Raw genomic sequence first — 23,906 nt, 5'->3', positions numbered from 1 at the left:
CGCCGGCGAACCACTGCGACAGCGAATTGCCCTGGCGCCGACGCCCAGCCCCTCCTAGGGTCGGGGACGGACGGTTCCGGACCAGGGGGTGAACCATGCGACCCACGAGGCGTGACGACCACGGCGGCGGCCCGCGCCGGCCGGGCCCACGTGCCGGCCGACCCGGTGTGCTCGCCTCGCGCAACGCCCGCTTCCAGCAGTGGGAGGCCCTGCTGGACAACCGCACCAAGCGCCAACGCCTCGGTCAGTTCCTCGTCCAGGGGGTGCGACCCATCACCCAGGCGGTCGAGCACGGCTGGACCGTGCAGACGCTCCTGCACGACGGGAGCGCCACCTCGCGCTGGGCCACGGAGCTGCTGCGCGCGGGGATCGCCGAGGACCAGGTCCGGCTCTCCCCCGACCTGCTGCGCGACCTGAGCCAGAAGGACGAGGACACGGTCGAGGTGATCGCGGTCGTCCGGATGCCCCCGGACGACCTGGACCGCATCGATCCTGGGCCGACCGGGGTCATCGTGATCCTCGACCGCCCGGTCAGCCCGGGCAACGTCGGGTCGTTGATCCGGACCTGCGACGCCCTTGGTGTCAGCGGGGTGGTCGTGACCGGGCACGCCGCCGACGTCTACGACCCCAAGTCCGTGCGCGCCAGCCGTGGCTCGGTGTTCGCCGTCCCCGCCGTGCGGGTCCCGGCCCCGGCGGATGTCGTGGACTGGGTGCGCACCCACCCGGGTATGGAGATCGTCGGCACCAGCGAGGACGCGGACTCCACCGTCTGGGCCCACGACTTCCGTGGGCCCACGGCACTCGTCGTCGGCAACGAGACCACCGGGATGAGCGCCTTCTGGCAGGAGGCCTGCGACCGCACCGTGAGCATCCCGATGGTGGGCTCCGCCAGTTCCCTCAACGCCACGGTGGCCGCCTCGATCACCCTCTACGAGCTCGTGCGGCAGCGTTCCGAGGGCGTCCCGCGCCGGTAGACTTCGCCCCGTGCGACGGCCCGCCGCCGTCGCCGACGTCTGTCCCGGGCGGCCTGCGCCCCCCGTCGCGACGCTCCCCCGTGCCACACCGCCCCGCCGAGGTCCGCCATGCCCGAAGCCGCCAGCCCCGCGCCCGAGGCGCCCCGTCCCTCGGTGGTGCCCGAGGCCGGCGAGCGTGACACGTCGACCCTGGCCGCGCTGCGGGATCCCCGCCGGCTGCGGACCGAGGCCCTGGCCGGCCTGGTCGTCGCCCTCGCCCTGATCCCCGAGGCGATCTCCTTCGCGATCATCGCGGGGGTCGACCCGCGGATGGGGCTGTTCTCCAGCTTCATCATGGCGGTGACCATCTCGGTCGTCGGCGGCCGGCCGGCGATGATCTCGGCGGCCACCGGGGCCGTCGCCCTCGTCATCGCGCCGGTGGCGCGCCAGCACGGGCTTGACTACTTCCTGGCGACCGTCCTGCTCGCCGGTGTCCTGCAGATCGTCCTGGCGCTGCTCGGGGTGGCGCGGCTGATGCGCTTCATCCCCCGCATGGTCATGGTCGGCTTCGTCAACTCCCTGGCCATGCTCGTCCTCATCGCCCAGGTCCCTCACGTGGTCGGCGTCCCGTGGCTCGTCTATCCCCTGGTCGCCCTCGGCATCGCCGTGATCGTGGCCTTCCCCCGCCTGACCACCGCCATCCCCGCACCGCTGGTGGCGATCGTCGTGGTGACCGCGCTCGTCGTCGCGACCGGCTGGAGGGTGCCCGACGTCGCCGACCAGGGCGCGCTGCCCACCTCCCTGCCCTGGCTCGTCGTGCCCGACGTGCCGCTGACCCTCGACACGCTGCGAATCATCGGGCCCTACGCCCTGGCGATGGCCCTCGTCGGCCTGCTGGAGTCGCTCCTGACGGCCAAGCTCGTCGACGGCATCACCGACACCCACTCGGACAAGACCCGGGAGGCGTGGGGCCAGGGCGTCGCCAACCTCACCTCGGGACTCTTCGGCGGAATGGGCGGCTGCGCGGTCATCGGCCAGACGATGATGAACGTCAAGGTGGCCGGCGCCCGGACGCGCATCTCCACCTTCCTCGCCGGCGTCTTCCTGCTGGCCCTGGTCCTCGGGGCCGGGCCGCTGGTCGGGATGATCCCGATGGCGGCCCTCGTCGCGGTGATGATCATGGTCTCGGTCGCGACCATCGACTGGCACAGCCTCCACCCCGCCACCCTGCGACGTATGCCGCACAGCGAGAACCTCGTCATGCTCCTGACGATGGGGGTCACGGTGGCCACCGGGAACCTCGCCTACGGCGTGCTCGTCGGCGTCAACGCCGCGATCATCCTCTTCGCCCGCCGGGTGGCCCGCTTCGCGTCGGTCGTGGCGGTCGGCGACCGGGACGTGGACGGAGACGGTGCCCCGGACGTGCGCACCTACAAGGTCTCCGGCGAGCTCTTCTTCGCCACGAGCAACGACCTCGTCTACCAGTTCGACTACGCCGGCGACCCGACCCGCGTGGTCGTCGACCTCTCCGACAGCCACATCTGGGACGCCTCGACCGTCGCGGCGCTGGACGCCGTGCGCACCAAGTACGAACGCGTCGGCAAGACGGTCGAGATCGTCGGCCTCAACGAGGCCTCGGCCGCCCGCCACGCCCGGTTGAGCGGTCGGCTCGGCGAGGAGCTCTAACCGCCGCGGGTGCGCTCGAGGTGCCGGCACGTCATACCGGGGAAGGTCCCGGCCCCGACAGTGGTTCTCCTTCCCACACACCCGCTGGAGTCCGTGCGGCAGGAGCTCCTGCGCCCATCCTCGACCACGACGGTCTGCCCCTGGAAGGGCACGGCCTCCTACTACTCCCTCGAGGTCGGTGGCCGCCAGAACCCCGACGCGGTCTGGACCTACCGCGACCCGAAGCCGGCCGCGTCGCAGATCGCGGGCCGGGTGGCGTTCTGGAGAGGCGTCGACGTCATCGCCTGACGGTCCCGGTGCTGGTCGGCGATGGTGGGCCGCCCTAGGCTGGACCCCACGTCGTCAGGAGGACCAGCCATGAGCGCGACCACCCGGATGCCGGCGGCCTTCCTCGGGCACGGCAACCCGATGAACGCCCTGGAGCGCAACCGCTACACCGAGGCCTGGCGGCTCTTCGGGCGGTCGGTGCCCCGTCCGCGGGCGATCCTGGTCGTCTCGGCGCACTGGTACACCAACGCCACCGCCGTCACCTCCATGCCGCGGCCGCGCACCATCCACGACTTCTACGGCTTCCCCCAGGAGCTCTTCGACGTCCAGTACCCCGCGCCCGGGGCGCCCGACGTCGCCGAGCTCGTCGCGGACGTCGTCAAGCCGACCTGGGTCGGCCAGGACATCGACAGCTGGGGCATCGACCACGGCACGTGGTCGGTCCTGCTTCACGCCTTCCCCGACGCCTCGGTGCCCGTCGTGCAGCTCTCGCTCAACGCCTTCAAGAGCTTCGACCACCACCTCGAGCTCGGCCGCAAGCTCGGGGCGCTGCGCGACGAAGGGGTCCTGGTCGTCGGCAGCGGCAACGTCGTCCACAACCTGCACGCCGTCGACTTCACCCGCCCGGACGAGGGCTACGACTGGGCGCGGCGCTTCGACGACGTGGCGCGCGAGACGCTCATGGACGACCCGGCGCAGGTCGCGGCGCTCGACTCCCACCCCGACTTCGCTGCGGCCGTCCCGACGCCCGACCACTACCTTCCGCTCCTCTACATCGCCGGTCTCGCCGACGGAGAGCCGCTGGACCCGCTGGTCGACGGCCATGCGGCCGGCTCGATCTCGATGGCCGCCTACACCCTGGGGCTGGACCTCGAGGCCGCTCGCCGGGCGGAGTCGGAGGCCGAGGAGGGCGCCGCCGACCTGCCGCCCGGCTTCCCGGCGCTCGACGCCAACATCTGAGTCAGCGGGTCTGCCGCGGCATCGACCGGGACGCGACGAAGAGGAAGACCAGCACCAGGGCCGCCAGCAGCCCCAGGTCCACGACCGTCCCCGGACCCACCGAGTCGGCCAGCACGTCGCCGACCGCGTCCACGGCCCAGGTCATCGGCAGGCACGCCGCGATCAGCCCGAGGGCGTCCGGCATCAGGTCGGTCGGCACGAAGAGGCCGCACAGCAGGAGCTGCGGTCCGATGAAGACGGGCATGAACTGCACGGCCTGGAACTCGGTGCGCGCGAAGGCGCTGGCGAGGAGGCCGAAGGCCACGCCGACGAGGCCGTCGAGCAGGGCGACGAGGAGCAGGACCGCCGGGGGCCCGTCGATCTCGACGCCGAGCGGGCCGAGGATGAGCAGCCCCAGCAGGAGCGCCTGGACCACGCTGAGCATGCCGAAGACGGCACCGTAGGAGGCGAGGAGGTTCCAGCGGCTCAGCGGCGTCGTGAGCAGGCGCTCCAGCGTGCCGGACCGGCGCTCCCGCAGCATCGTCACCGAGGTCACGATGAACATCAGCAGCATCGGCAGGACCGCGAGCATGACCGGCCCGATGCGGTCGAAGACCGACCGGCCGCCCGGCGGCACCGGCACGTCGAGGAAGACCAGGTAGAGCAGGGTCACGAGCACCAGCGGCATGACCAGCACGATCGCCACGGTCCGGGGGTCGGCCCGGAGCTGGGCGGCGATCCGTCGCACCGTCGCGAGGCGGCTGCTCACCGGCCCTCCTTGATCAGGGCCAGGAAGGCGGCCTCCGGCGTCGTCGTGCCGGTGCGCTCCTGCAGCTCCTCGATCGGGCCGTGGGCGAGGAAGCGCCCCTCCCGCATCAACAGGACGTCGTCGCACCGGGTGGCCTCGTCCATGACGTGGCTGGAGACGAGCAGCGTGCGGCCCTCCGCGACGAGGGAGTGGAAGTAGGTCCACAGCGCCTCGCGCGTGAGCGGGTCCAGCCCCACGGTCGGCTCGTCGAGCACCAGCAGCTCGGGGTTGCCCACCAGCGCGCAGGCGAGCGAGACCCGGCTGGCCTGGCCGCCGGAGAGGGTCTCGACCCGACGGTCCGCGTGGTCCCCGAGCTCGACCGCCTCGAGGATCCGCCCGACCTGCCCGTCGCCCGCGCCGACCAGCCGCGCGAAGTAGGACACGTTGGCCCGCACCGTGAGGTCCGGGTAGACGCTGAGGTTCTGGCTGGTGTAGGCCACCCGGTGCCGCAGACCCGGCGACCCGGCCGGCTCCCCCAGCACCAGGACCTCCCCCGCCGTGACGCGCTGGACGCCCACGAGGGTGCGCATGAGGGTCGTCTTGCCGCAGCCGGAGGGACCCAGCAGGCCGGTGACCGTGCCGGGTGCGAGCGCCAGGTCGAGGTCGTCCAGGACGCGCGTCCGACCACGGTGGACCACGAGGCCACGAGCCTCGACCACCGGGCCGCCCGACACCGACGACATCACGTCAGCAGCGTAGTCCCGCGGCGGGTTCGCGCCGTGGGACAGGATGAGCAGGTGACGGGAACCGACCGCTCAAGGCTGTCGCCGGACGGTCGGGACGAGTAGCGTCGGGCGGACGCGGGGGACGAGTGAGGGGGACGTCATGGTCGAGCAGGGCGGTCGTCGTGATCCGGCCGGGCGCCGCTGGTGGCTCGGCCTCGTGCTGGCATTCCTGCTGGGCGCCGCCACGTGGGCCGCCTGGCTGGGGTGGGACACCGAGTACTACTGGGACGCCGAGATCGGGGCCTACCAGGGTCCCTACCGTCCTGCGCAGGTCGTCGGCTGCGCGCTGACCTTCGCAGCCGTCGTGGCGCTGCTCACCCTGAGGTGGCCGTCCCGGATCGTCGTCGCAGGCACGGTGCTCGGCTTCTGGCTTCCGTGGACCGTGCAGGCCGTTCGGGAGGACGAGTCGGGCCTGGCCGTGGTCGGGTCGCTGATGCTCCTCGTGGGGCTCGCCGTCGGGGCGGTCGTGGTCAACGCCGTGACCCGGGCCGTGCGCGACCGGGTCAGCCGGCGCGACCGCCGTAGCGGCCCCAGCTGACGATCTCCTCCAGCGGCTTGCGCCCGGACAGCTGCGGAGCCGCCTGCGCCCTGGCGGTATCGGTGTAGCCCAGGGCGATCGCCGACCACGGCTCCAGCGCGGACGGCATGCCGAGCAGGTCGCGCACCCGGCCGCGCGACTCGGGCGTGCTGAACCAGGCGGTGCCGCTGCCCAGACCCAGAGCCGCCGCCGCGAGCATGATCCGCTCCTGCAACCGCCCGTCGTCGTAGGCGCCCGGGCGCCCCGGGCCCTCGATCCCCACGACGATCGACATCGGCGCACCGGCCAGGAAGCCGGCGAAGTCGCCGCAGCCGGCCAACGTCTCCTGGTCGGCCCGGTCGGTGACGACGACGAGGTGCCACGGCTGGCTGTTCTTGGCGCTCCCCGTCCAGCGGGCGACCTCGAGGATCTGCTCGAGGTCCTCCCGGGGCACGGGACGGTCGAGGAAGCGGCGGGACTGGCGCAGCCCCCGCATCAGGGCGAGCAGGTCGGAGCCTCGTGTCGTCATCCCGCCATTCTGCTGGTCCGTGGTAGGCAGGCAACCATGAGCGGCACCACGGACAAGGTGGACCTCAGGCGGACCATGGACTCCTACCGCGCCCGCGCCGGCGAGTTCCGCGAGATCGAGGTGCCACCGCTGCGCTACCTCATGGTCGACGGGACCGGCGACCCCAACACCGCTCGGGCCTATGCCGAGGCGCTGGCCGCGCTCTACCCCGTCGCCTACCGCGTGAAGTTCCTCGCCCGGGACCGGCTCGGGCGCGACCACGTCGTCCCGCCCCTGGAGGCGCTGTGGTGGGCCGAGGACCACCGCGTCTTCACCTCGGCACGTGACAAGAGCCGGTGGAGCTGGACGACGATGATCCTGGTCCCGGACTGGGTCCCGTCCGACCTCGTCGACGAGGCCGTCGCCGACGTGGCCCGCAGACCCGACGCCTCCCCCGCGCTCGACCGGCTGCGCTGCGAGACGCTCGCCGAGGGCCGGTGCCTGCAGACCCTGCACGTCGGGCCCTACGACGACGAGGGCCCCGTGCTCGCCGAGCTGCACGACGTGGTCATCCCCGGGCGGGGGCTGCGGCTCACCGGGAAGCACCACGAGATCTATCTCAGCGACGCCCGACGCACCTCGCCGGAGCGGCTGCGGACCATCCTGCGTCAGCCGGTGGCACCGGCCTGACCCGGGGTATGCCGTGCCCGCGGCGGCGGGCCGGGGTGGGGTTGTCCCCACCCCGGCGGGTCGGGGACAGCCACCGCGAAGTCTCTGTCTGGCACCACAGACACCGAGCCCTCGCGTCGATGGACTGGAGACATGCTCTCCGCACCGCTCCCCCACGCTCTTCCCCGGACGATCCGCACGAGGATTCACCCCCTCGCGCTGCTGTCGTCCCAGGTGCCCGCGCCGTCGACCACGCTCGCCATCGGGGTGGCGCTGGTGACCTCCACGGTGCCCTCGCTGCTGCCCCGGCCGGCCTGGACCCAGGGCCTGCTGGCGGGCGTGCTGGTGCTGGCGGCGGTGGGGCTGGTCGCCGTGGTGCGGCGCGCGACGGGGCCGCGCGCGACCGGCGCGGACGCGGGCGGCGGGCGCGCGGGCGTTCTCGTCCTCGCAGCCACCGCCCTCGTGGTCCTCGTCGCAGGGACGCTCTCCTGGCTCGGCCTCTCCGAGCAGGCTGTCACCCTCGGCCTGCCTGAACCCGGGCTCGCCCACGCGCTGACGGCCGGTGCCTGGACCCTCCTCGTGGTGGGCGTCGGTCTCACCCTGGCCCGCGGCGTCACCGCCGCCCTGCGGGCGCTGCGCACCTCCTCGACGGCCCGCGTCGCCACCGTCCTCGTGCTGGGAGCCAGCGTGACGACGGCGTCGGCCTCCGCGCCGGGGGTGCTCGACGGGCTGCTGGACGGGCTGCGCAAGGGGCACCCCAACCACATCCTGCTCCAGGAGTCGCCCGTCGGGGCCACCCGCGTGCTCGCACTGGCCGACGAGGCCGACGGCCCGGAGGCGGTCGCCCGGCTGGCGGTGGACCGGCTCGTGACCGCGGGCGGGCTCGCCCGCCGGGCCGTGGTGGTCGTCGTGCCCACCGGGAGCGGCTGGGTCAACGACGTCGCGGTCAGGGAGGTCGAGGCGCAGCTCGGCGGCGACGTCGCGGTCGTCTCCGCCCAGGCCGGCGACCTGCCGAGCTGGTACTACTTCCTCCTCGACCAGGACCCGGCCCGCCGGGCGGCGTCGACCCTGGTGCACGGGGTCGTCGAGGTGGTCGGCGAGGTGCCGGCGGCCGACCGCCCCGACGTCTACGTGCTGGGTGAGTCGCTTGGTGCCACCGTCGGCCAGGCCGCGGTCGCCGAGCTCCCGGACCCGGCGGGCCAGGTCTGCGCAGCGGTGTGGAGCGGCACGCCCGGCACCACGACCTCGGGCCACCCGCGTGAGCGGACCCTGCTCAACGCCGACGACCCGATCACCCACCTGACCACGCGCACGGCATACCAGCGCCCCGAGGACTGGCCCGGCACCTGGCTGCCCGGGCTCAGCTATGCGACGACCTGGCTCGACACCAGCGTCTCGCTGAGCACCCCGTCGGGGCACGGGCACCGCTACGGCGCGGAGCAGGACTGGACGCTGCCGACCTGCTAGTCCTCCTGCGGGGCGGGCGCGGGGCCCTCGACGTTGACCGTCGGCGCCCCGGAGCCGCAGCGCACGATGACGGCGCGCGAACCCTCCTCGCCGGGGTTGGACTCGCGGTGGACGGCCCAGGCGGGCACCCGCAGGAAGTCTCCGGGCCCGGCCTCGACGACCTCGCTGCCGTCCGGCCCGGACTCCAGACGCATGCGCCCCGAGACGACGTAGAGCGTCGTCTCGTGCTCCCCGTGGTGGTGCCAGCCGCTCACCGCGCCGGGCTCGGTGTCGACAGTGCCGGTCCACATCCCGTCGGCGTGCATGGCGACGCGTCGCGACATGCCGGGGGTCGGGTCCGCGGGCGCGAGGGCCCCGTCGGGGACCAGGGTCACAGGCTCGGCGGATCGGGAGTCGTGCCGGGGGTCGTCCATCCCCCGATCCAACCGCAGCCGTGCGGAGTCGTCCAGCGGCCCGGGCGTCAGCAGGTCGCCAGCAGCATCGGCACGAGCAGCTGGTTGAGGTCGTAGGGCGGCAGCGTCCCGGTCAGGTCACGACCGGTGATGCCGACCGACAGCTGGCGCGTGCCGTCGGCCGAGGACAGCGCCAGGCTGACCGTGCCGTAGCTCGCGCCGTCGTGGCCGTAGAGCCACCCGCCCGTGCACGGGTCCTGCAGGCGGTAGACCCCGAGCCCGTAGTCGGGGAAGAGCTCCTGACCGACGGTCCGCGGCTCGACCATGTCGGCCACGGTCCCCGGCTCGAGCAGCTCGCCCGACAGCAACGCCTCGGTGAAGGCGTTGAGGTCCTCGGTCGTGCTGACCGCAGCCCCGGCCGAGCGGAAGACGTCCGGGTCGAAGCCGTCGAGCGAGACCCAGTCCAGACCGCCCGTCCACGCTGGCCCGGTGTAGGCGGCGCCGACCAGGAACGGGCCGTTGATGCCCGGGTCGTCGGGATAGCTCGTGTGGCGCATCCCGGCGGGACGCAGCACGCGCTCGCGCAGCAGGTCGTCGATCTCCTCCCCCGTGACCTCCTGGAGCAGCACCCCGAGGGCGACGTAGCCGGCGTTGGAGTAGGAGAAGTCGGTGCCCGGCAGGAAGTGCCAGGGCAGGTTGTTGACGACCCACAGGTGGTCCTCGTCGCTGTAGTCCTGACCGATCGCGGCGAGGAACTGGTCCCAGCTGCTCGGGTCCTGGATGCGGGTCAGGAGCACGTGGTCGGTCGCGGTGGGCGCGCCCGAGCGGTGGCTGAGCAGCTGCTCGACCGTGACCGAGCCGCGGCCCGGGAACAGCCCGGGGACGATCGAGCTCACCGGGGTGTCGAGGTCGAAGGTGCCCGCCTCGACCTCCTGCAGCACGAGCGTGGCGATCATCGTCTTGGTGATGCTGGCGACGCGGAAGCGGTCCTGCGGCTGGGCCGGCGGGCGGGCCCCAACCTCGCGCACACCGGCGGAGCCGCGCCAGTCCAGAACCGGCGACTCGACCCGGGCGGTGACGCCCACGGCCCCCTGGTCGACGAGCGCGCGCGTGGCCTCGTCGAGGGCGCGGCGGAGCTCCCGGTCGGTGGGCGTGGTGGCGGGACCGGCGGACCTCGCGGACGCGGTGCCCGTGCGCTCCTGCTGCGCCTCCCGGACGGCCTCGACGACGAGCCCGGTGACGTCCGTCGGCGTCAGGTCGTCAGGCCCCGAGCCGTCGGGCTGGGCGACCGCTCCGGGCGTCAGCCCCAGCGGCAGGGCGAGGGCCGCGAGGGCGGCCAGGGTGGTCGAGACGGTGCGACGTCGGCGCATGGACAGGTCCTCCCCGAGAGACGTGAACCGGCATTCAAGCACGTCAGAGGGGGTGATGCCAGTCGCGGACCTCGCCGGCGAGGTCCGCCGGGCCTCAGGACCAGGCGAAGACCGGCTGCTCGAAGTGGTCGACGGGGTCGCTCCGGCCCAGCAGCCCGAGCCATCCGAGCTGGACCAGGACGGCGGCCGTCGGCGCGTGCACGTAGGTCGATCCCAGGGGCACGGAGACCACCGGACGGTCGCTCTCGGGGATGTGCTCCAGGCGCGGTGAGTCCGTCCGGAGCAGCTGGTGCAGGCCGACCCGGTAGGCCGCCATCACCTCGCCCGGGTCGGGCCGCAGCTCGACCTCACCGGCCCAGACGACGACCGGGGTCATGACGAAGCCGGAGCGCGTCACGTAGTCGTCGAGCAGTCCCAGGACGGCGTCCGGACCGAGGTCGACGCCGATCTCCTCGTGCGTCTCGCGCAGGGCTGCCGTGACCACGTCCTCCCCCGGCTCGAGGCGGCCACCGGGCAGGGCGTACTGACCCGCGTGGCGCGGCAGGGTCAGCGGCCGACGGCAGAGGACGAACGCCGCTCCTCCCGCCCCGGCCGTCAGTCCCTCGTGCAGGAGCACCGGGGCGTGCGCCGGGCGACCGTCCGGCCCGAGCGAGGGTGCGCGTGCGGTCTCCGGGGCCGAGTCCACGAGGACCAGGGCGACCGCGGCGTGCCGCCGCTCCCCCAGGTCCGCCACCCGGCGCTCGTGCCCGGAGAGGTGGGCGGTGATGCGCTCGCGCAGCTCCACGTCATACCGCAGCGGGGCGGGTATGACGTGCGCCAGCGATCCCTGCTCCCCCACCGTTCCTCCTCCTGGCCCGGACCCCTGGGCACGAGGCGTCCGTGCACCCTGTCGTCCCCGGCACCGTACCCGGGTCGCCCGGCGCCGTGACCGGCGGTCCTAGGCTGGCGGCATGGCCACCCTCTTCACCAAGATCATCAACGGCGAGATCCCCGGCGAGCTCGTCTGGGAGGACGACGTCTGCGTCGCCTTCCTCAACATCGCCCCGCTGACGCGCGGGCACGCCCTCGTCGTGCCGCGCGCCGAGGTGGATCAGTGGACCGACCTCGACCCCGCGACGATGGGGCACCTCATGGAGGTCGCGGCCACCGTCGGCCGGGCCCAGCTCGGCGCCTTCGGCGGGAAGCGGGTGGGCGTGGTCATCCAGGGCTTCGAGGTGCCGCACGCGCACGTGCACGTCTTCCCGGCGTCCAGCCCGGACGACTTCGACCTCTCGGCGGCGACGCCGCGCGACCCCGCCGACCTGGCGCAGGACGCGGTGCTGCTGCGCGAGGCGCTGGGGCGCTGAGACCCGGGGCGGCCACTGGCCGGCCGCCCCGCCGGGTCAGTCGCGGCGCGGGGCGTGGATGCCCGCGAGCATGCACCGGGCGGAGCCGCCCGCGTGCTCGATGGTGGGCACCTCGACCGGCAGCACCTCGTGGTGCGACTCCAGGCGTCGACGCTGGTCGCGGTCGAGGGAGCGCCAGCCGCGCGCCGACATCACGAGCAGCGGCGAGCCGCCCGCCAGCACCTCGAGGGCGTTGCCGGCGAACTCGCCCATCTGGGCCTCGGTGATCGAGACGACCTCGCGGCCGGACTGCTCGAGCTCGTGGACGAGCCGGGCCCGCTGCGTGGTGTCGCGCACGGTCTCCAGGGCGACGATCGCGACCCGGGTCCCGACGGCCATCATGACGTTGGTGTGGTAGATCGGCACGCCCTCGGAGTCGGTCGCGTCGAAGACCACCGGGCGGTAGTCGTGCTCGGCGCAGAAGAGCTCGAGCAGGCGCTCGTCGGCGCGGCCGGAGCGGCAGACGTAGGCGATGCGGTACACGTGGTCGAGCACCATGACGCCGGTGCCCTCGAGGTAGCGGCCGACCTCCTCCCACGCGCTGTAGTCGCGCGTGCGGGCGATGCGGTAGCGCCCGTAGAGCATGCCCACGACGTCGGCGCGGCGCTCCCAGCGGCGCACGGGCGAGCGCATCGGGTAGAGCACGAGGCTGCCGTCGGGGTGGGTGGTGAACCAGTTGTTCGGGAAGACCGAGTCGGGCGTGGCCCTCCCGGTGTCCTCGACGAGGTGGACCTCGACCCCGGCGGCGCGCAGCTGCTCGGCCATGACCGTGACCTCGCGGTAGGCGGCGCGGGCCACCTCCTCGGGGGCGGCGTCGGGCACGCTCATGAACTCGTTGTCCACGAGCGTCTCGGGGTTCGGGGTGAAGTGGTGGGGTCGCACCATGACCACGGCCGCCGGCGCCTGCTGCGCGGCCGCGGGGTGCGGCTGCGGCTGGCGCCCGCGGACGAGGTCCGGGACGTCACGGCGTTCGGGAGCAAGGGTCATGTGCCCCATGATGCGGTCGGGGCGGTGTCAGCACATCGGCGTGAAACGCCATACTTTCCGTCATTCCCTGATCATTCTGCGCTGCGGGTTGTACAGTCTGGCCATGCACCGCCTTGACGACATCGACCGGGCCCTGCTGGCCCGGCTGCGGGACGACGGCCGGGCCTCGGTCTCCTCGCTCGCGGCCGACCTGCACGTGGCCCGGGGCACCGCGCAGACGCGCCTCAACCGGCTCGTCTCCGACGGCGTGATCAGGCGGTTCACCATCGAGCTCGACCCGGAGCACGAGAAGCAGATCGTGCGCGCCGTGTGCCTCGTCGAGCTGCACGGCACCACCACCAAGGCCGTCGCGCAGGTGCTGCGCCGCATCCCCGAGGTGGTCGAGATGCACGCGACCAACGGCAGCTGGGACATCGTCGCCACGCTCAGCGCCACCTCCCTCGGCGAGCTCGACCGGGCCCTGGTCGAGCTGCGCGGGGTGCGCGGGGTGGTGCGGACCGAGACCTCGATCCTGCTGCGGACGCTCTGAGGCGAGAAGGAGCCCACCGTGCACGACGACGACATCCGGACCGACGACGACCGGTCCGAGCACTACCACCGCGAGGTCTACGACGCGTGGGAGGAGGACCTGGGTCCGGCGGCCGAGATGCACCGCCCGGGGCTCGACCTCGGCCTGCTCGTCGCGCGCCTCGGCACCCTGCTGCTCGTCCCCCACGGCGTGCACAAGGCGACGGACATGAGCACCTTCGTCCGCGAGGTCGGGGACAACGTCCTCGGGGCGCAGGCGCCGGAGTTCTTCGCCTGGATGATCATGCTCGGTCAGGTCGGCCTGCCGGTGCTCATCGCCCTCGGGCTCTTCACCCGCCCCGCGGCCTTCCTCGTCGCCGGCTCGCTGTCGACGATCTGGCTGCTGGAGATCTACCTCAGCCTCGACTACCAGCCGCTGACGCCCGAGGGCGGGCTGACGGGCGAGGCGGTCCTGCTGCTGGTGGCCCTCTCCCTCGCGCTGGTCTTCACCGGGGCGGGCCGCTGGTCCCTCGACGCGATGCGCACCAGCGGACGGCCCTGACCTTCAGCGCGCCTAGGCTGTCGGGGTGCAGTGCGACTACTTCGACGCGGGGGTATGCCGCTCCTGCGCCCTGATGGGGGTGCCCTACCCCACCCAGCTGGCCGACACCCAGCGGTCGGTCGCCGCCGCGCTGCACGCGCACGTGCCCGACGAGCTCTGGGACGCGCCGTTCTCGGGCCCCGAGCAGGCCTTCCGCAACAAGGCCAAGCTCGTCGTCGGCGGCACCCGGGACGCGATGACCTTCGGCATCCTCGACGTCGCCGGGCAGGGCGTCGACCTGCGCCACTGCGGCCTCTACGAGCCCGCGCTGGCCGCCGCCGTGCCGGTCCTGGCCGACCTCGTGGCGGGGTCGGGGCTGGTGCCCTACGACGTCCCGCGCCGCCAGGGCGAGCTCAAGCACGTGCTCGTCACCGCGTCCCCGGACGGTGAGCTGATGGTCCGCCTCGTCCTGCGCTCCCCCGGCCAGCTCAACCGCGTCCGTGAGCTGCTGCCCCTCGTGCGCGAGGCCCTGCCCGGCACACGCGTCGTGAGCGTCAACCTCCAGCCCGAGCACAAGGCGGTGCTCGAGGGCGACGAGGAGCTGGTGCTCACCGCGGAGCAGACGCTGCCGATGCGCCTCAGCTCGGTGACCCTGCACCTGCGGACCCGCAGCTTCTTCCAGACCAACACCGTCGTCGCGGCCGGGCTCTACCGCCAGGCCCAGGAGTGGGTCGGTGAGTCGGCGCCCGCGAGCCTGTGGGACCTCTACTGCGGCGTCGGCGGCTTCGCGCTCCACCTCGCGGCTCCAGGGCGCGACGTGCTCGGCGTCGAAAGGTCCCCCGAGGCCGTCCTCAGCGCCCGCACCAGCGCTGCGGAGATGGGCGTCGCCGCGCGCTTCGCGGCGGGCGACGCGACGTCGCTCCTGGTCGACGAGCCCGCTCCCGGATACGTCGTCGTCAACCCGCCCAGGCGGGGCATCGGCTCACTTGCTGCGTGGCTCGAGGCCAGCGGCGTGCCGCGGGTCCTCTACTCCTCGTGCAACGCGACCTCGCTGGCGCGTGACCTGGAGGCGATGCCCTCGCTGCGCGTGCGCCGGGCCCGGGTCTTCGACATGTTCCCGCAGAGCTCCCACGCCGAGGTGCTCGTGGAGCTGGCGCGCGACGGCGCCTGAGTGCCCGACCGGCCGCCCCGCTCGGCCGAGCACCGCATACCCCGTGCCGGACAAGGCTGTGCCGCCGGTGCGACCTCCGGAGAGGCGCATCGGCGGCACAGGGTTGCCGTCCGGCCCGCGGGCCGGCAGCGGGATCAGGACAGGGCTGCGACCGCGGAGTCGTAGTCGGGCTCCTGGCCGATCTCCGGCACGAGCTCGGTGTGGATCACGCTGCCGTCGGCGTCGAGCACGACGACGGAGCGGGCGAGCAGCCCGGCCATCGGGCCATCGGCCATCGTCAGGCCGAGCGCGTCGCCGAAGTCGGAGCGGAAGGCCGAGCCGACGCGGACGTTCTCGATGCCCTCGGCGCCGCAGAAGCGGGCCTGGGCGAAGGGCAGGTCCTTGGACGCGCAGACCACGACGGTGTCGGGCAGCGTCGTCGCCAGCTCGTTGAACTTGCGCACGGACTCGGCGCAGATGCCGGTGTCGACGCTCGGGAAGATGTTGAGCACGACGCGCTTGCCCGCCAGGTCGGCGGTGCTGAAGTCGGACAGGTCGGTGCCGGTGAGCGTGAGGGCCGGTGCGGCCTCGCCCGCCTGGGGCAGCTCGCCGACGGTGGTCACGGGGTTCCCTCGCAGGGTGATGGTCGCCATGCGTCGTGTCTACCATCGGGCGGGCCTCCGGCTCCCGCTGGGGTGGCTCTGTCATGATGGAGCCTCTCAGCACTCCGCCGACGACAAGGAAGTTGATCGAGCATGGCCAGTACGTTCGACGCCGCACCCGAGGGCGTGCGGGAGCGCAGCACCGCCTCGCTGACCATCTCCGACCCCAAGGTGCTCCTCGAGAAGCTCGTCGAGGAGGCCAACAAGCACCGGGGCGCCCTCCGTGAGCAGGACGGCTACACGATCCCCTTCCGCGAGGGTGGCCTCGTGCGCATCCGCGTCGAGGGCGGCACCCTGCACTTCACCGCCGAGGGTCCGACCGTCGAGCGGCGCGAGCACATCGAGCGCACCGTCAGCGAGCTCGCGATCAGCCAGCTCGGCGACGAGGCCGTCCTGAGCTGGCAGCCCCAGGCCTGACGGCAGGCAGACGCAGCCCGTCCCGGCCGCCCGGCCCGGGACGACCGTCAGTCGTCGCTGCTGACGAGCGGCAGCCCGGACGCGCGCGCCTGCTCCCCGAAGGAGTCGTCGACGCACACGACCCGCCGGCCCTGCGCCTGCAGGATCGAGGCGGCCGCCGCCGCGCGGTAGCCCGCGGCGCAGTGCACCCACACCTCGCCCTCGGGCACGGCGTCGAGCCGCTCGAGCAACTGGCCCAGAGGGACGTTCACCGCGCCGTCGACGTGGGTCGCGGCGTGCTCCTTGGGGTTGCGCACGTCGAGGATGCCGACACGACGGTGGTGCAGCACCTGCGCCAGGTCGGCGAAGGTGGCCCGCTCGAGGGTCGCCGGCGCACCCTCGATCCACTCCTCCGGACCGCCCGTCGCGGCACCCGCGACCTGCTCGATCCCGATGCGTGACAGCTCGCGCTGCGCGATGGCGACGTCGTCCTCCGTCGCGCCCAGCAGGGTGACCGTGGCACCGGAGGGCAGCAGCCAGCCCAGCCAGGTGGAGAACTGCCCGTCCAGCCCGAAGCTGAACGACCCGGGCAGGTGACCTGCGCAGAACGCCCGGCGCGTGCGCAGGTCGACCACCCAGTCGCCCGCGTCGACCCGGCGACGCAGCTCGGCCCGGTCGGCAGGGGCGGGCGGGTCGAGGTCGGGCTCGGAGGGGCCCGCGACGTTGGCCGGGTGCATCCGGGCGTAGTAGGCCGGGAAGAGGTCCAGGCCCTCGAGGATCTCGCGGACGTAGTCCTCGACGTCGAGGAGGAGGGCCGGGTTGGTCGCCCGCTCCCGGGCCACGGTCGAGGCGTCCCCGGACGCCTGGGTCGCCGAGCAGAACGAGCCGAAGCCGTGGGTCGGCATCACGTGGGTCTCCCCCGGCAGCTGGTGGGCGAGCCGGTGCGCGGAGCGGTGCTGCAGCCGCGCCAGCTCCTCGCTGTGCTCCTCGCCGAGCAGGTCCGGACGCCCGGTGGAGCCGAAGAGCAGGGAACCGCCGGTGAAGACGTGCGGCGGATCGCCCTCGAGGACGTAGGACAGGTGGGTGAAGGTGTGGCCCGGGGTCGCCAGCACCCGCACCCGCAGCCGGTCGGACACCTCGACGACGTCGTCGTCCCGGACCGGGACCCGGTCGAAGGACACCTGGTCGTCGGCGTTGACGTGGTAGGCCGCCCCGGTGCGGCGCGCGAGGGCGTAGCCGCCCGTGACGTAGTCGTTGTGGATGTGGGTCTCGAAGACGTGGGTGATGCGCACCCCCTCCCGCTCGGCCAGGGCCAGCACCCGGTCGATGTCGCGCTGCGGGTCGACCACGAGGGCGACCTCGCCGTCGTGGGCCAGATAGCTCCGGTCGCCCAGCGAGCTGGTCTCGATGGTCAGGACGGTGGGCACGGTCGGCTCGGGCACGCGGCTCCCTCTCACTCGAACGGGGTCGGGTCGCCGGCGCCGACGCGCACGACCTCGGGATAGCCCTCGGAGAAGTCCACGACGGTGGTCGGCTCCTGCCCGGTCTGGTCGCCGTCCACGACGACGTCGACGACGTGGTCCAGGGCCTCCTTCACGTCCCAGCCCATCGCGATCGGCTCCTCGTGGTCGGGCAGCAGGAGCGTGCTGGTCAGCAGTGGTTCACCCATCGCGTCGAGCAGGGCCCGGCAGACCTTGTGGTCGGGGATGCGGACACCGACCGTGCGCTTCTTGGGGTGGAGCAGCCGGCGCGGCACCTCTCCGGTGGCGGGGAGGATAAACGTGTAGGGCCCCGGCGTGGCCGCCCGGATCGCGCGGAAGACGCTGTTGTCCAGCTGCACCAGCGACCCCAGCTGGGCGAAGTCCGAGCACATCAGCGTGAAGTGGTGCTTGCCGTCGAGGTGCCGGATGTCGATGATGCGCTGCTTGGCGTGCGCGTCGGAGAGCCGCGCCCCGAGGGTGAAGCAGGCGTCGGTCGGGAAGGCCGCCAGCCCGCCGTCCTGGAGGATGTCGACCACCTGGGCGACCAGGCGGGGCTGCGGGTCAACCGGATGGATGTCGACGAAGCGAGCCATGCCGATCACCCTAGCGACCGCGGGCGGCTCGCGCCCGGAAGATCAGGCCGGGATGAGGAAGCGGCGCAGCACCTCGGCGAAGACCTCCGGCTGCTGGGAGTGCACCCAGTGGCCGGCGTCCTTGATGGTGACCCTGCGCGTCTGCGGGAAGTGCTGCCGCATCACCGGCTCCGCCTCGGCGGTGACGTAGTCGGAGTCGGCCCCCGCGACCCAGAGCACCGGCCCCTCGAAGACGGCGTCGCTCCCCAGCTGCGGGATGTCGCCGGTGATCGCCGGCAGGTCGCGACGGAGCACCTCGAGGTTGGGCTGCCAGGCCAGGCGCCCGTGGTCGTCGCGACGCAGGTTCTGCAGCAGGAAGCCGCGCAGCGTGCGCTGCGGCACCTCGGCGGCCAGCTGCTCGTCGGCCTCGCGCGTGCTGGTCATCCCCTCGAGGTCGATGCGGGAGAGCGCACCGAGGAGGTGCTCGAACTCGCTGGTCTCGCCGGTGCCGGTCGGGCCGACGTCCTCGACGACGAGCCGGTCGACGAGGTCGGGATGGGCCAGCGCCAGGGTCATGGCGGTCTTGCCGCCCATCGAGTGCCCGACGACGTGGACGGGGCCGTCCGCGGCGACGCCCGAGCGCAGGTGCTCGGCGACGGCGTCGGCCATCGCGCCGTAGTCGACCCGGTCGGTCCACGGCGAGGCGCCGTGGTCGGGCAGGTCGACGAGCAGCGCGCGCAGCTCGGGCTGCACGGCGCGGGCGGCGGTGGCGAAGTTGCGGCCGCGGCCGAAGAGGCCGTGCAGGAAGACGACGACGGGGCCGTCGCCCTCGCCGACCAGCGTGCTGTGCAGACCCTCGCTCACGGGCCCGAGCCTACGTCAGCGCGCAGGCCCGGGCCTCGGGCACCTCAGAGCGGCAGCGGCCGCTGCATCGACATCATCGACAGCTTCGGTCCGAAGCCGACCCGCTCGTAGAGCCGGGTGGCCCCGGTGATGCTGTCGGAGTCGACGTCCAGCTGGATCGTGTCGTAGGCGCCCGACCGGGACGCCGCGGCGATCGTGGTGAGCAGCGCGGCGGCGGCGATGCCACGACCCCGCGCCTGCGGCACGGTGCCCACGAGGTTCACGTAGAGCTCGCGCGGCTGGTACTCCCCGCACAGCACGTAGGCCAGCACCTCGCCGTCCTCGGACACCGCCAGCGTGGAGACGTCCTGGCGCGCGGCGCGCGTGGTCCAGTGGTCGTGCCAGGGCTCGGGCGCGCTCGGGCCGGAGCCCCAGTGGTCGCGGAAGGCCTCGTTGTGGGCCACCCGCACCGGCTCCTCGTGCTCGGGCTGCGGCACGACGAAGGACACGCCCTCGACCTCCGGCACCTCCGGCACGTCGCCGAGCGGACGCTCCAGCAGGTTGAACCAGCGCACCACGGCATACCCCCGCCGCTCGAGCATCGCCGAGGCGCTGGAGCCCTGCAGCCCGCCACCGGCACGCAGGTATGCCGTGCGGCCCGGGTGCCGCTCGGCGACCAGCTCGGCCGCGCGCGGCTCCAGCAGGTCCATGAGACGGGTGCCCAGGCCGCGACGGCGGTGCTCCTCGCGGACACCGCCCTCGACGTAGCCGCGGCCGGAACCCTCGTGGTCCGGCGTCACCGGCACGCCGACCTTGGCGTAGGCCACCATCACGTCACCGTCCCAGACGGCGATCGAGTCGGTCGCGGGGGTGAACCCGCTGAAGGTCAGCTCCTCCTGGAGCTCCTCCTCGCCGAGAAACTCCTCGGTGCCGTCCACCCGGGCCAGGTGGTTGACCAGGTCCGCCCACGCGGGGACGTCGGCCTCGGTCAGCGGTGCCCACCGGTAGGCGGCGGCGAGGTCCGTGCCCCCGGCGCCCTGCGTGGTCGTCTCTGTCATGGGGACCAGTGTTCCGGACGCCTCCGGAGGACCGCCACCGGGTTTCCGCGCCCGTCTGCCACGATGCCTGCATGCGGGACCTCTGGTACCACCTCGGCATCTCCCCCACCGCGGCCGTCGGCGTCGTGATCAGCACCCTGGTCATGTACTTTCTCTTCGGCGGGGTGCTTCGGCTGTGGGGCCAGCGCCTCTACTCCAGCCCGCGCAGCGTCGACCTCGCGGTCGTCACGGTGCTCGGGGCGATCGTCGGGCGCTCGACCCTGGGGCACGTCCCGACCCTGGCCGGCGGCCTCCTCGCGCTCGGCACCCTGCTCCTCACCGAGCTCGCCTTCCACGGCCTGCGCCGGCTCCCGCTCCCCCAGCTGCGCCGCCCGGCGCCCCGCGCCCGCGCGGTCGTCCTCGCCGTCGACGGCAAGGTGCGCACCGAGGCGCTGCACGCCTACGGCCTGAGCCTGACCGAGATCTGGAGCGCGATGCGGCAGGCCGGGATCAGCCACCCCTCCCAGGTCGCGCTGGCGGTGCTCGAGCCCCGCGGCGTCATCTCGGTGCTGCGCGCTGGCCAGCCGATCCACCCGCGCGCGCTGATGGGCGTCAAGAACGCCCACGTCGTCCAGGAGCAGCTGCGCGAGGCGGGGCACCTGCACACGGGTCCGCTGCCGGCACCGGCCCCCGCGTCCCCCGTGGCCGGCACCGCCCCGGTCGTCGCCGATCCCCCGCGCGACTAGCGCAGAGCCCGGCGCACGGCCAGGACGACCACGCCCACGAGCACCACCACGACGCCGGCGACGACCGACGAGAGCGGCAGGGTGGCCGCCAGCACCAGGCAGCCCACCAGCCCGAGGACCGGCACCACCCGGCCAGGGCGCCACTCCGCACGCAGGGTGAAGGCCGAGGCGTTGGCGACCGCGTAGTAGAGCAGCACCCCGAAGCTGGAGAAGCCGATCGCCCCGCGCAGGTCCGCCACGAGCACCACGGCGAGCACCAGGAGGCCGACGGCGAGCTCGGCCGCCCGGGGCACCCCGGCGTCGGAGACGGCGGCCAACCGGCGGGGCAGGTGGCCGTCCCGCGCCATCGCCACCGTGGTGCGCGAGATGCCCAGCACCAGGTTGAGCAGGGCACCCAGCGCCGCGATCCCCGCAGCCGCCCGCACCAGCCAGCCCCATCCCGGGCCCCACACCTGCGCGGCGACCGTGGCGACCGCGGCCGGGTCCCCCGCCGTGCCCTCCGGTCCGAGGACGCCCAGGACGACGAGCGCGACGCACGCGTAGACACCGAGGACGCCGGTCAGGGCGAGCACCACGGCCCGGGGTATGACGTGGGCCGGGTCGCGCACCTCCTCCCCCAGGGTCGCGATCCGGGCGTAGCCGGCGAAGGCGAAGAAGAGCAGACCCGCCGCCTGCAGCACGCCATACCCGTCGAGGTCGCCGCCGAGCACCCGGGTGACGTCGAGCGCGGGTCCGGTGGCCGTGGGCAGGACCGCCGCGACCCCGACGCCGAGCAGGACGCACAGGACGACCGCGACCACCGCGCGGGAGGCCGAGACGGAGCGCTGCACCCCGGCCAGGTTGAGGGCGGTGATGACGAGGACGGCGACGGCCGCCGCGAGGCGCTCGGCCCCCGGCACGAGGTGGGCCCCGACGGTCATCGCCATGGCCCCGCAGGAGGCGGTCTTGCCGACCACGAAGCACCAGCCGGCGAGATGGCCCCAGGTCTCCCCCAGTCGCTCGCGCCCGTAGACGTAGGTGCCGCCCGCGGACGGGTAGCGAGCGGCGAGGGCCGCGGACGACAGGGCGTTGCACACCGCCACCCCGGCCGCGAGGAGCAGGGCCAGGAGGAGCCAGCCGCCCGCCGCCGTGGCCGCCGGCCCCCAGACCGCGAAGACGCCGGCCCCGACCATCGAGCCCAGCCCGACGGTCACGGCGTCGCCGAGGCCGAGGGTGCGGCGCATCGGTCGCCCCGTCATCGAGCTCCCACCCGTCGTGGGGCGGACGTCAGTCGACCTCGAAGTGGACCTCGGTGGGCAGCTGGACCGTGCGCGAGACGGTGCACAGCCGGTCGCGGGACTTGGTCACCACGTCGGGCAGCCGGTCGCGGGCCCGGTCGCCGCCCTCGCCCTCGGGGAAGGTCACCGACACGGTCACCGTGATCGGCCCCATGTGGTTGCCCTGCTCGTCGCTGAGCTTGTCGCCCGAGGCGCTCATCGAGAAGGTCACCGGCTCGGCCAGCCTGGAGGTGAGCGCGTCGATGTCGACGGCGGAGCAGCCCGCGATGGCGGCGAGCAGCAGCTCGACCGGCGTGAAGTCGGCCGCGTCCGAGCCGCCGGCACCGATCGGGATCGTGCCGCCGCGGGCGTTCTCCGCGAGGAAGGTGCCCGCCCCGGTGCGGGTCAGGGACACCGAGCGGGTCGCGTCGCCGGCCATCAGGCGACGTCGTCCGCGCGGTTGTCGACCGGCTCGTCGGCCGAGGCGTCCTCGCCCTCGCCCGGGACGGGCTCGACCGTCGGCACCTCCCAGTCGTGCACCGGGATGTTGTCCTCGCTGTGGTCGACGTAGAGGAGGAACATCTCGCGCAGCGCCTCCTCGCGGCCGTAGCCGGCCGCCTCGAAGGCCTCCGTGGTGGCGACCTGCCAGCTGGCGCCGTTGGTGCGGGCGCGGCAGCGCCCCTCGATGACCGACAGGTAGTGGCTGCGCACCTCGCGCCGCAGGCCCAGGGCCGCCAGCCCGTCGTCGGCCACGTCGAGCAGGTGGTCGGCCACGAGGTCGACGACGGGGATGCGCCCCAGGCCCGGCCAGCTGTGGATGCTCGCGATGCCGTGCCGGGCCGCGTCGTCGAAGTTGTCGCTGGCCGTCTCGAAGGACATCTTGGTCCACAGCGGGCGACCGCTGCTCGTGGCCGCCTCGAGCAGGCCGTAGTAGAAGCAGGCGTTGGCGACCATGTCGATGACGGTCGGTCCGGCGGGCAGCACGCGGTTCTCGACCCGCAGGTGGGGCACGCCCTGGCTCGTGTCGTAGATGGGCCGGTTCCAGCGCCAGACCGTGCCGTTGTGGAGCCGCAGGTCGCTCAGCGTGGGGACCTCCCCGGCGTCGAGCAGCGAGCCGGGGTCCTCGTCCGACACCTCGGGCAGCAGTGCCGGGAAGGACCGGACGTTCTCCTCGAAGAGGTCGAAGATCGAGGTGATCCAGGCACGGCCGAAGTAGGCACGGGGCCGCACGCCCTGGTACTTCAGCTCGATCGAACGGGTGTCGGTCATCTGCGTGAACAGCGGGATGCGGGTCTCGGCCCAGAGCCGCCTGCCGAAGAGGTAGGGCGAGTTGGCCCCCATCGCCACCTGCAGGCTGGAGATGATCGTGGCGGCGTTCCAGTAGATCGGGAAGTCCTGCGGCGTCACCTGCTGGTGCAGCTGGACCGAGGTGCAGCCCGACAGCGGGCCGATGCCGTCGAAGTAGTCCTCGAAGCTCTCCCCCGTCGGCCCCTGGATCGAGAGCTCGAAGCCCTCGCCGCGCTCGCGCAGCAGGCCGTCCTCGAGCGCCTGGTAGCGCACGCCGTGGGAGATCCACGGGCTGTCGAAGAGGTCGGGCATCAGGGTGGGCATGATCCCGATCGCCGCGACGCGTGCGCCGTGGAGCCGGGCCGCGTCACCGGCGCGGCGCAGCGACTGGGACAGCCAGCGCTCGAGCCGGACGGCCTGGTCGCCGGCCATCGGGCGCGGCGGCACGTTCATCTCGATGTTGTAGCGGCCGACCTCGCTCTGGAAGTCGCCCTCGCGGATCTCGGCCAGGACCTCCTTGTTGACCAGGGCCGGGGCCGCGGTCTCGCCGTCGAGGAGGTTGAGCTCGATCTCCAGACCCATCTGCGGCCGCGTGAAGTCGAAGCGGCTCCCCTCGAGCATCCGCTCGAAGACGTCCAGGTCCTGCAGGACCTTCTGGCGGAAGGCCAGGCGGTGCTCCCGCGTGAACTCACTGTGGCTGACCTCTTGACCCATGGCCAGATCCAAACACAGAAAGGCCCTGCTGGCGAGGGGTT

At 73.3% G+C, this 23,906-nt stretch carries 28 protein-coding genes; 13 read left to right on the top strand and 15 right to left on the bottom strand.

Annotated elements, in window-relative coordinates; all coding sequences use genetic code 11:
• Positions 1 to 95 precede the first annotated feature (95 nt).
• The 4 genes from FB476_RS08450 to ygiD all read left to right on the top strand — a co-directional run bounded on the left by FB476_RS08450 (position 96) and on the right by ygiD (position 3,866).
• Positions 96 to 974: a TrmH family RNA methyltransferase gene (locus FB476_RS08450; RefSeq protein WP_141818372.1), complete on the top strand. Its 879-nt coding sequence runs from the start codon at positions 96 to 98 to the stop codon at positions 972 to 974.
• Positions 975 to 1,082: 108 nt separating this feature from the next.
• Positions 1,083 to 2,639, top strand: a complete 1,557-nt coding sequence (locus FB476_RS08445; protein ID WP_141818371.1) for a SulP family inorganic anion transporter — start codon at positions 1,083 to 1,085, stop codon at positions 2,637 to 2,639.
• A gap of 93 nt (positions 2,640 to 2,732) precedes the next feature.
• Entirely contained in the window at positions 2,733 to 2,927 is a 195-nt protein-coding gene (locus tag FB476_RS08440; protein ID WP_238329624.1) for a DUF427 domain-containing protein, read from the top strand.
• A 69-nt stretch (positions 2,928 to 2,996) separates the two neighbouring features.
• Positions 2,997 to 3,866 carry a 4,5-DOPA-extradiol-dioxygenase gene (gene ygiD / locus FB476_RS08435; RefSeq protein WP_141818370.1) on the top strand — a complete coding sequence of 290 codons (870 nt, stop codon included), beginning with the start codon at positions 2,997 to 2,999 and terminating at the stop codon, positions 3,864 to 3,866.
• 1 nt (position 3,867) lies between these two features.
• Here ygiD and FB476_RS08430 read toward each other — a convergent pair whose 3' ends face one another.
• Positions 3,868 to 4,614 carry an ABC transporter permease gene (locus FB476_RS08430; RefSeq protein ID WP_141818369.1) on the bottom strand — a complete coding sequence of 249 codons (747 nt, stop codon included), beginning with the start codon at positions 4,612 to 4,614 and terminating at the stop codon, positions 3,868 to 3,870.
• Positions 4,611 to 5,336 carry an ABC transporter ATP-binding protein gene (locus tag FB476_RS08425; protein ID WP_141820063.1) on the bottom strand — a complete coding sequence of 242 codons (726 nt, stop codon included), beginning with the start codon at positions 5,334 to 5,336 and terminating at the stop codon, positions 4,611 to 4,613. The genes FB476_RS08430 and FB476_RS08425 overlap by 4 nt, the downstream gene beginning before the upstream one ends.
• 142 nt (positions 5,337 to 5,478) lie before the next feature.
• On the opposite strand from FB476_RS08425, the gene FB476_RS08420 reads away from it, so the two are divergent.
• Positions 5,479 to 5,916, top strand: a complete 438-nt coding sequence (locus FB476_RS08420) for a hypothetical protein (RefSeq protein WP_141818368.1) — start codon at positions 5,479 to 5,481, stop codon at positions 5,914 to 5,916.
• On the opposite strand, the gene FB476_RS08415 is transcribed toward FB476_RS08420, so the two are convergent.
• Positions 5,882 to 6,424, bottom strand: a complete 543-nt coding sequence (locus tag FB476_RS08415; RefSeq protein ID WP_141818367.1) for a nitroreductase family protein — start codon at positions 6,422 to 6,424, stop codon at positions 5,882 to 5,884. The genes FB476_RS08420 and FB476_RS08415 overlap by 35 nt on opposite strands.
• Positions 6,425 to 6,460: 36 nt before the next feature.
• Between FB476_RS08415 and FB476_RS08410 the strand changes: the two genes are divergently transcribed.
• Positions 6,461 to 7,093, top strand: coding sequence for a GyrI-like domain-containing protein (locus FB476_RS08410; protein ID WP_141818366.1), 633 nt, complete (start codon positions 6,461 to 6,463; stop codon positions 7,091 to 7,093).
• A gap of 132 nt (positions 7,094 to 7,225) precedes the next feature.
• Positions 7,226 to 8,539 carry an alpha/beta-hydrolase family protein gene (locus FB476_RS08405; RefSeq protein ID WP_141818365.1) on the top strand — a complete coding sequence of 438 codons (1,314 nt, stop codon included), beginning with the start codon at positions 7,226 to 7,228 and terminating at the stop codon, positions 8,537 to 8,539.
• Here the strand turns inward: FB476_RS08405 and FB476_RS08400 are convergent.
• The 3 genes from FB476_RS08400 to FB476_RS08390 all read right to left on the bottom strand — a co-directional run bounded on the left by FB476_RS08400 (position 8,536) and on the right by FB476_RS08390 (position 11,139).
• The gene (locus tag FB476_RS08400; RefSeq protein ID WP_141818364.1) at positions 8,536 to 8,952 is read right to left on the bottom strand and encodes a cupin domain-containing protein; all 417 of its coding nucleotides are present in this window, start codon (positions 8,950 to 8,952) and stop codon (positions 8,536 to 8,538) included. The two genes, FB476_RS08405 and FB476_RS08400, sit on opposite strands and share 4 nt — an antisense overlap.
• 47 nt (positions 8,953 to 8,999) lie before the next feature.
• Complete coding sequence (locus FB476_RS08395) at positions 9,000 to 10,301, bottom strand: serine hydrolase domain-containing protein (RefSeq protein WP_141818363.1); 1,302 nt, start codon at positions 10,299 to 10,301, stop codon at positions 9,000 to 9,002.
• A 94-nt stretch (positions 10,302 to 10,395) separates the two neighbouring features.
• Positions 10,396 to 11,139, bottom strand: coding sequence for an NUDIX hydrolase (locus FB476_RS08390; RefSeq protein ID WP_238329623.1), 744 nt, complete (start codon positions 11,137 to 11,139; stop codon positions 10,396 to 10,398).
• 112 nt (positions 11,140 to 11,251) lie between these two features.
• Between FB476_RS08390 and FB476_RS08385 the strand changes: the two genes are divergently transcribed.
• A complete protein-coding gene (locus FB476_RS08385; protein WP_141818362.1) occupies positions 11,252 to 11,647 on the top strand; it encodes an HIT family protein in 396 nt (131 codons plus the stop codon).
• A gap of 36 nt (positions 11,648 to 11,683) precedes the next feature.
• Here FB476_RS08385 and ctlX read toward each other — a convergent pair whose 3' ends face one another.
• Positions 11,684 to 12,673, bottom strand: a complete 990-nt coding sequence (gene ctlX / locus FB476_RS08380; RefSeq protein WP_141818361.1) for a citrulline utilization hydrolase CtlX — start codon at positions 12,671 to 12,673, stop codon at positions 11,684 to 11,686.
• Between the two features lie 103 nt (positions 12,674 to 12,776).
• On the opposite strand from ctlX, the gene FB476_RS08375 reads away from it, so the two are divergent.
• The 3 genes from FB476_RS08375 to FB476_RS08365 are packed head-to-tail and all read left to right on the top strand — an operon-like array spanning position 12,777 to position 14,892.
• Positions 12,777 to 13,202, top strand: coding sequence for an Lrp/AsnC family transcriptional regulator (locus FB476_RS08375; protein ID WP_141818360.1), 426 nt, complete (start codon positions 12,777 to 12,779; stop codon positions 13,200 to 13,202).
• Positions 13,203 to 13,220: 18 nt separating this feature from the next.
• The gene (locus FB476_RS08370; RefSeq protein ID WP_141818359.1) at positions 13,221 to 13,742 is read left to right on the top strand and encodes a DoxX family protein; all 522 of its coding nucleotides are present in this window, start codon (positions 13,221 to 13,223) and stop codon (positions 13,740 to 13,742) included.
• 25 nt (positions 13,743 to 13,767) lie between these two features.
• Positions 13,768 to 14,892 carry a methyltransferase domain-containing protein gene (locus tag FB476_RS08365; RefSeq protein WP_141818358.1) on the top strand — a complete coding sequence of 375 codons (1,125 nt, stop codon included), beginning with the start codon at positions 13,768 to 13,770 and terminating at the stop codon, positions 14,890 to 14,892.
• Between the two features lie 134 nt (positions 14,893 to 15,026).
• On the opposite strand, the gene tpx is transcribed toward FB476_RS08365, so the two are convergent.
• On the bottom strand, positions 15,027 to 15,524 hold the full coding sequence (gene tpx / locus FB476_RS08360) for a thiol peroxidase (protein WP_141818357.1): 498 nt from the start codon (positions 15,522 to 15,524) through the stop codon (positions 15,027 to 15,029).
• 102 nt (positions 15,525 to 15,626) lie between these two features.
• Between tpx and FB476_RS08355 the strand changes: the two genes are divergently transcribed.
• Positions 15,627 to 15,950: a hypothetical protein gene (locus tag FB476_RS08355; RefSeq protein WP_141818356.1), complete on the top strand. Its 324-nt coding sequence runs from the start codon at positions 15,627 to 15,629 to the stop codon at positions 15,948 to 15,950.
• Positions 15,951 to 15,997: 47 nt separating this feature from the next.
• Here the strand turns inward: FB476_RS08355 and FB476_RS08350 are convergent, their stop codons facing one another.
• The 4 genes from FB476_RS08350 to FB476_RS08335 are packed head-to-tail and all read right to left on the bottom strand — an operon-like array spanning position 15,998 to position 19,883.
• A complete protein-coding gene (locus FB476_RS08350) occupies positions 15,998 to 17,371 on the bottom strand; it encodes an MBL fold metallo-hydrolase (RefSeq protein ID WP_238329622.1) in 1,374 nt (457 codons plus the stop codon).
• Between the two features lie 11 nt (positions 17,372 to 17,382).
• Entirely contained in the window at positions 17,383 to 18,003 is a 621-nt protein-coding gene (locus tag FB476_RS08345) for an L-threonylcarbamoyladenylate synthase (protein WP_141818355.1), read from the bottom strand.
• 42 nt (positions 18,004 to 18,045) lie between these two features.
• Positions 18,046 to 18,846, bottom strand: a complete 801-nt coding sequence (locus FB476_RS08340) for an alpha/beta fold hydrolase (protein ID WP_141818354.1) — start codon at positions 18,844 to 18,846, stop codon at positions 18,046 to 18,048.
• 44 nt (positions 18,847 to 18,890) lie between these two features.
• Positions 18,891 to 19,883 carry a GNAT family N-acetyltransferase gene (locus FB476_RS08335; protein ID WP_141818353.1) on the bottom strand — a complete coding sequence of 331 codons (993 nt, stop codon included), beginning with the start codon at positions 19,881 to 19,883 and terminating at the stop codon, positions 18,891 to 18,893.
• Between the two features lie 71 nt (positions 19,884 to 19,954).
• Between FB476_RS08335 and FB476_RS08330 the strand changes: the two genes are divergently transcribed.
• On the top strand, positions 19,955 to 20,608 hold the full coding sequence (locus tag FB476_RS08330; RefSeq protein ID WP_141818352.1) for a YetF domain-containing protein: 654 nt from the start codon (positions 19,955 to 19,957) through the stop codon (positions 20,606 to 20,608).
• On the opposite strand, the gene FB476_RS08325 is transcribed toward FB476_RS08330, so the two are convergent.
• The 3 genes from FB476_RS08325 to FB476_RS08315 are packed head-to-tail and all read right to left on the bottom strand — an operon-like array spanning position 20,605 to position 23,865.
• Positions 20,605 to 21,846, bottom strand: a complete 1,242-nt coding sequence (locus FB476_RS08325) for an APC family permease (protein WP_202876934.1) — start codon at positions 21,844 to 21,846, stop codon at positions 20,605 to 20,607. The two genes, FB476_RS08330 and FB476_RS08325, sit on opposite strands and share 4 nt — an antisense overlap.
• Positions 21,847 to 21,874: 28 nt before the next feature.
• A complete protein-coding gene (locus FB476_RS08320) occupies positions 21,875 to 22,303 on the bottom strand; it encodes an OsmC family protein (protein ID WP_141818351.1) in 429 nt (142 codons plus the stop codon).
• On the bottom strand, positions 22,303 to 23,865 hold the full coding sequence (locus tag FB476_RS08315; RefSeq protein WP_238329621.1) for a glutamate-cysteine ligase family protein: 1,563 nt from the start codon (positions 23,863 to 23,865) through the stop codon (positions 22,303 to 22,305). The genes FB476_RS08320 and FB476_RS08315 overlap by 1 nt, the downstream gene beginning before the upstream one ends.
• Between the last annotated feature and the right edge of the window lie 41 nt (positions 23,866 to 23,906).

The sequence above is a fragment of the Ornithinimicrobium humiphilum genome (genome assembly GCF_006716885.1).
GTDB lineage: Bacteria > Actinomycetota > Actinomycetes > Actinomycetales > Dermatophilaceae > Ornithinicoccus > Ornithinicoccus humiphilus.
This window is presented reverse-complemented; position numbering and strand designations above follow the sequence as displayed.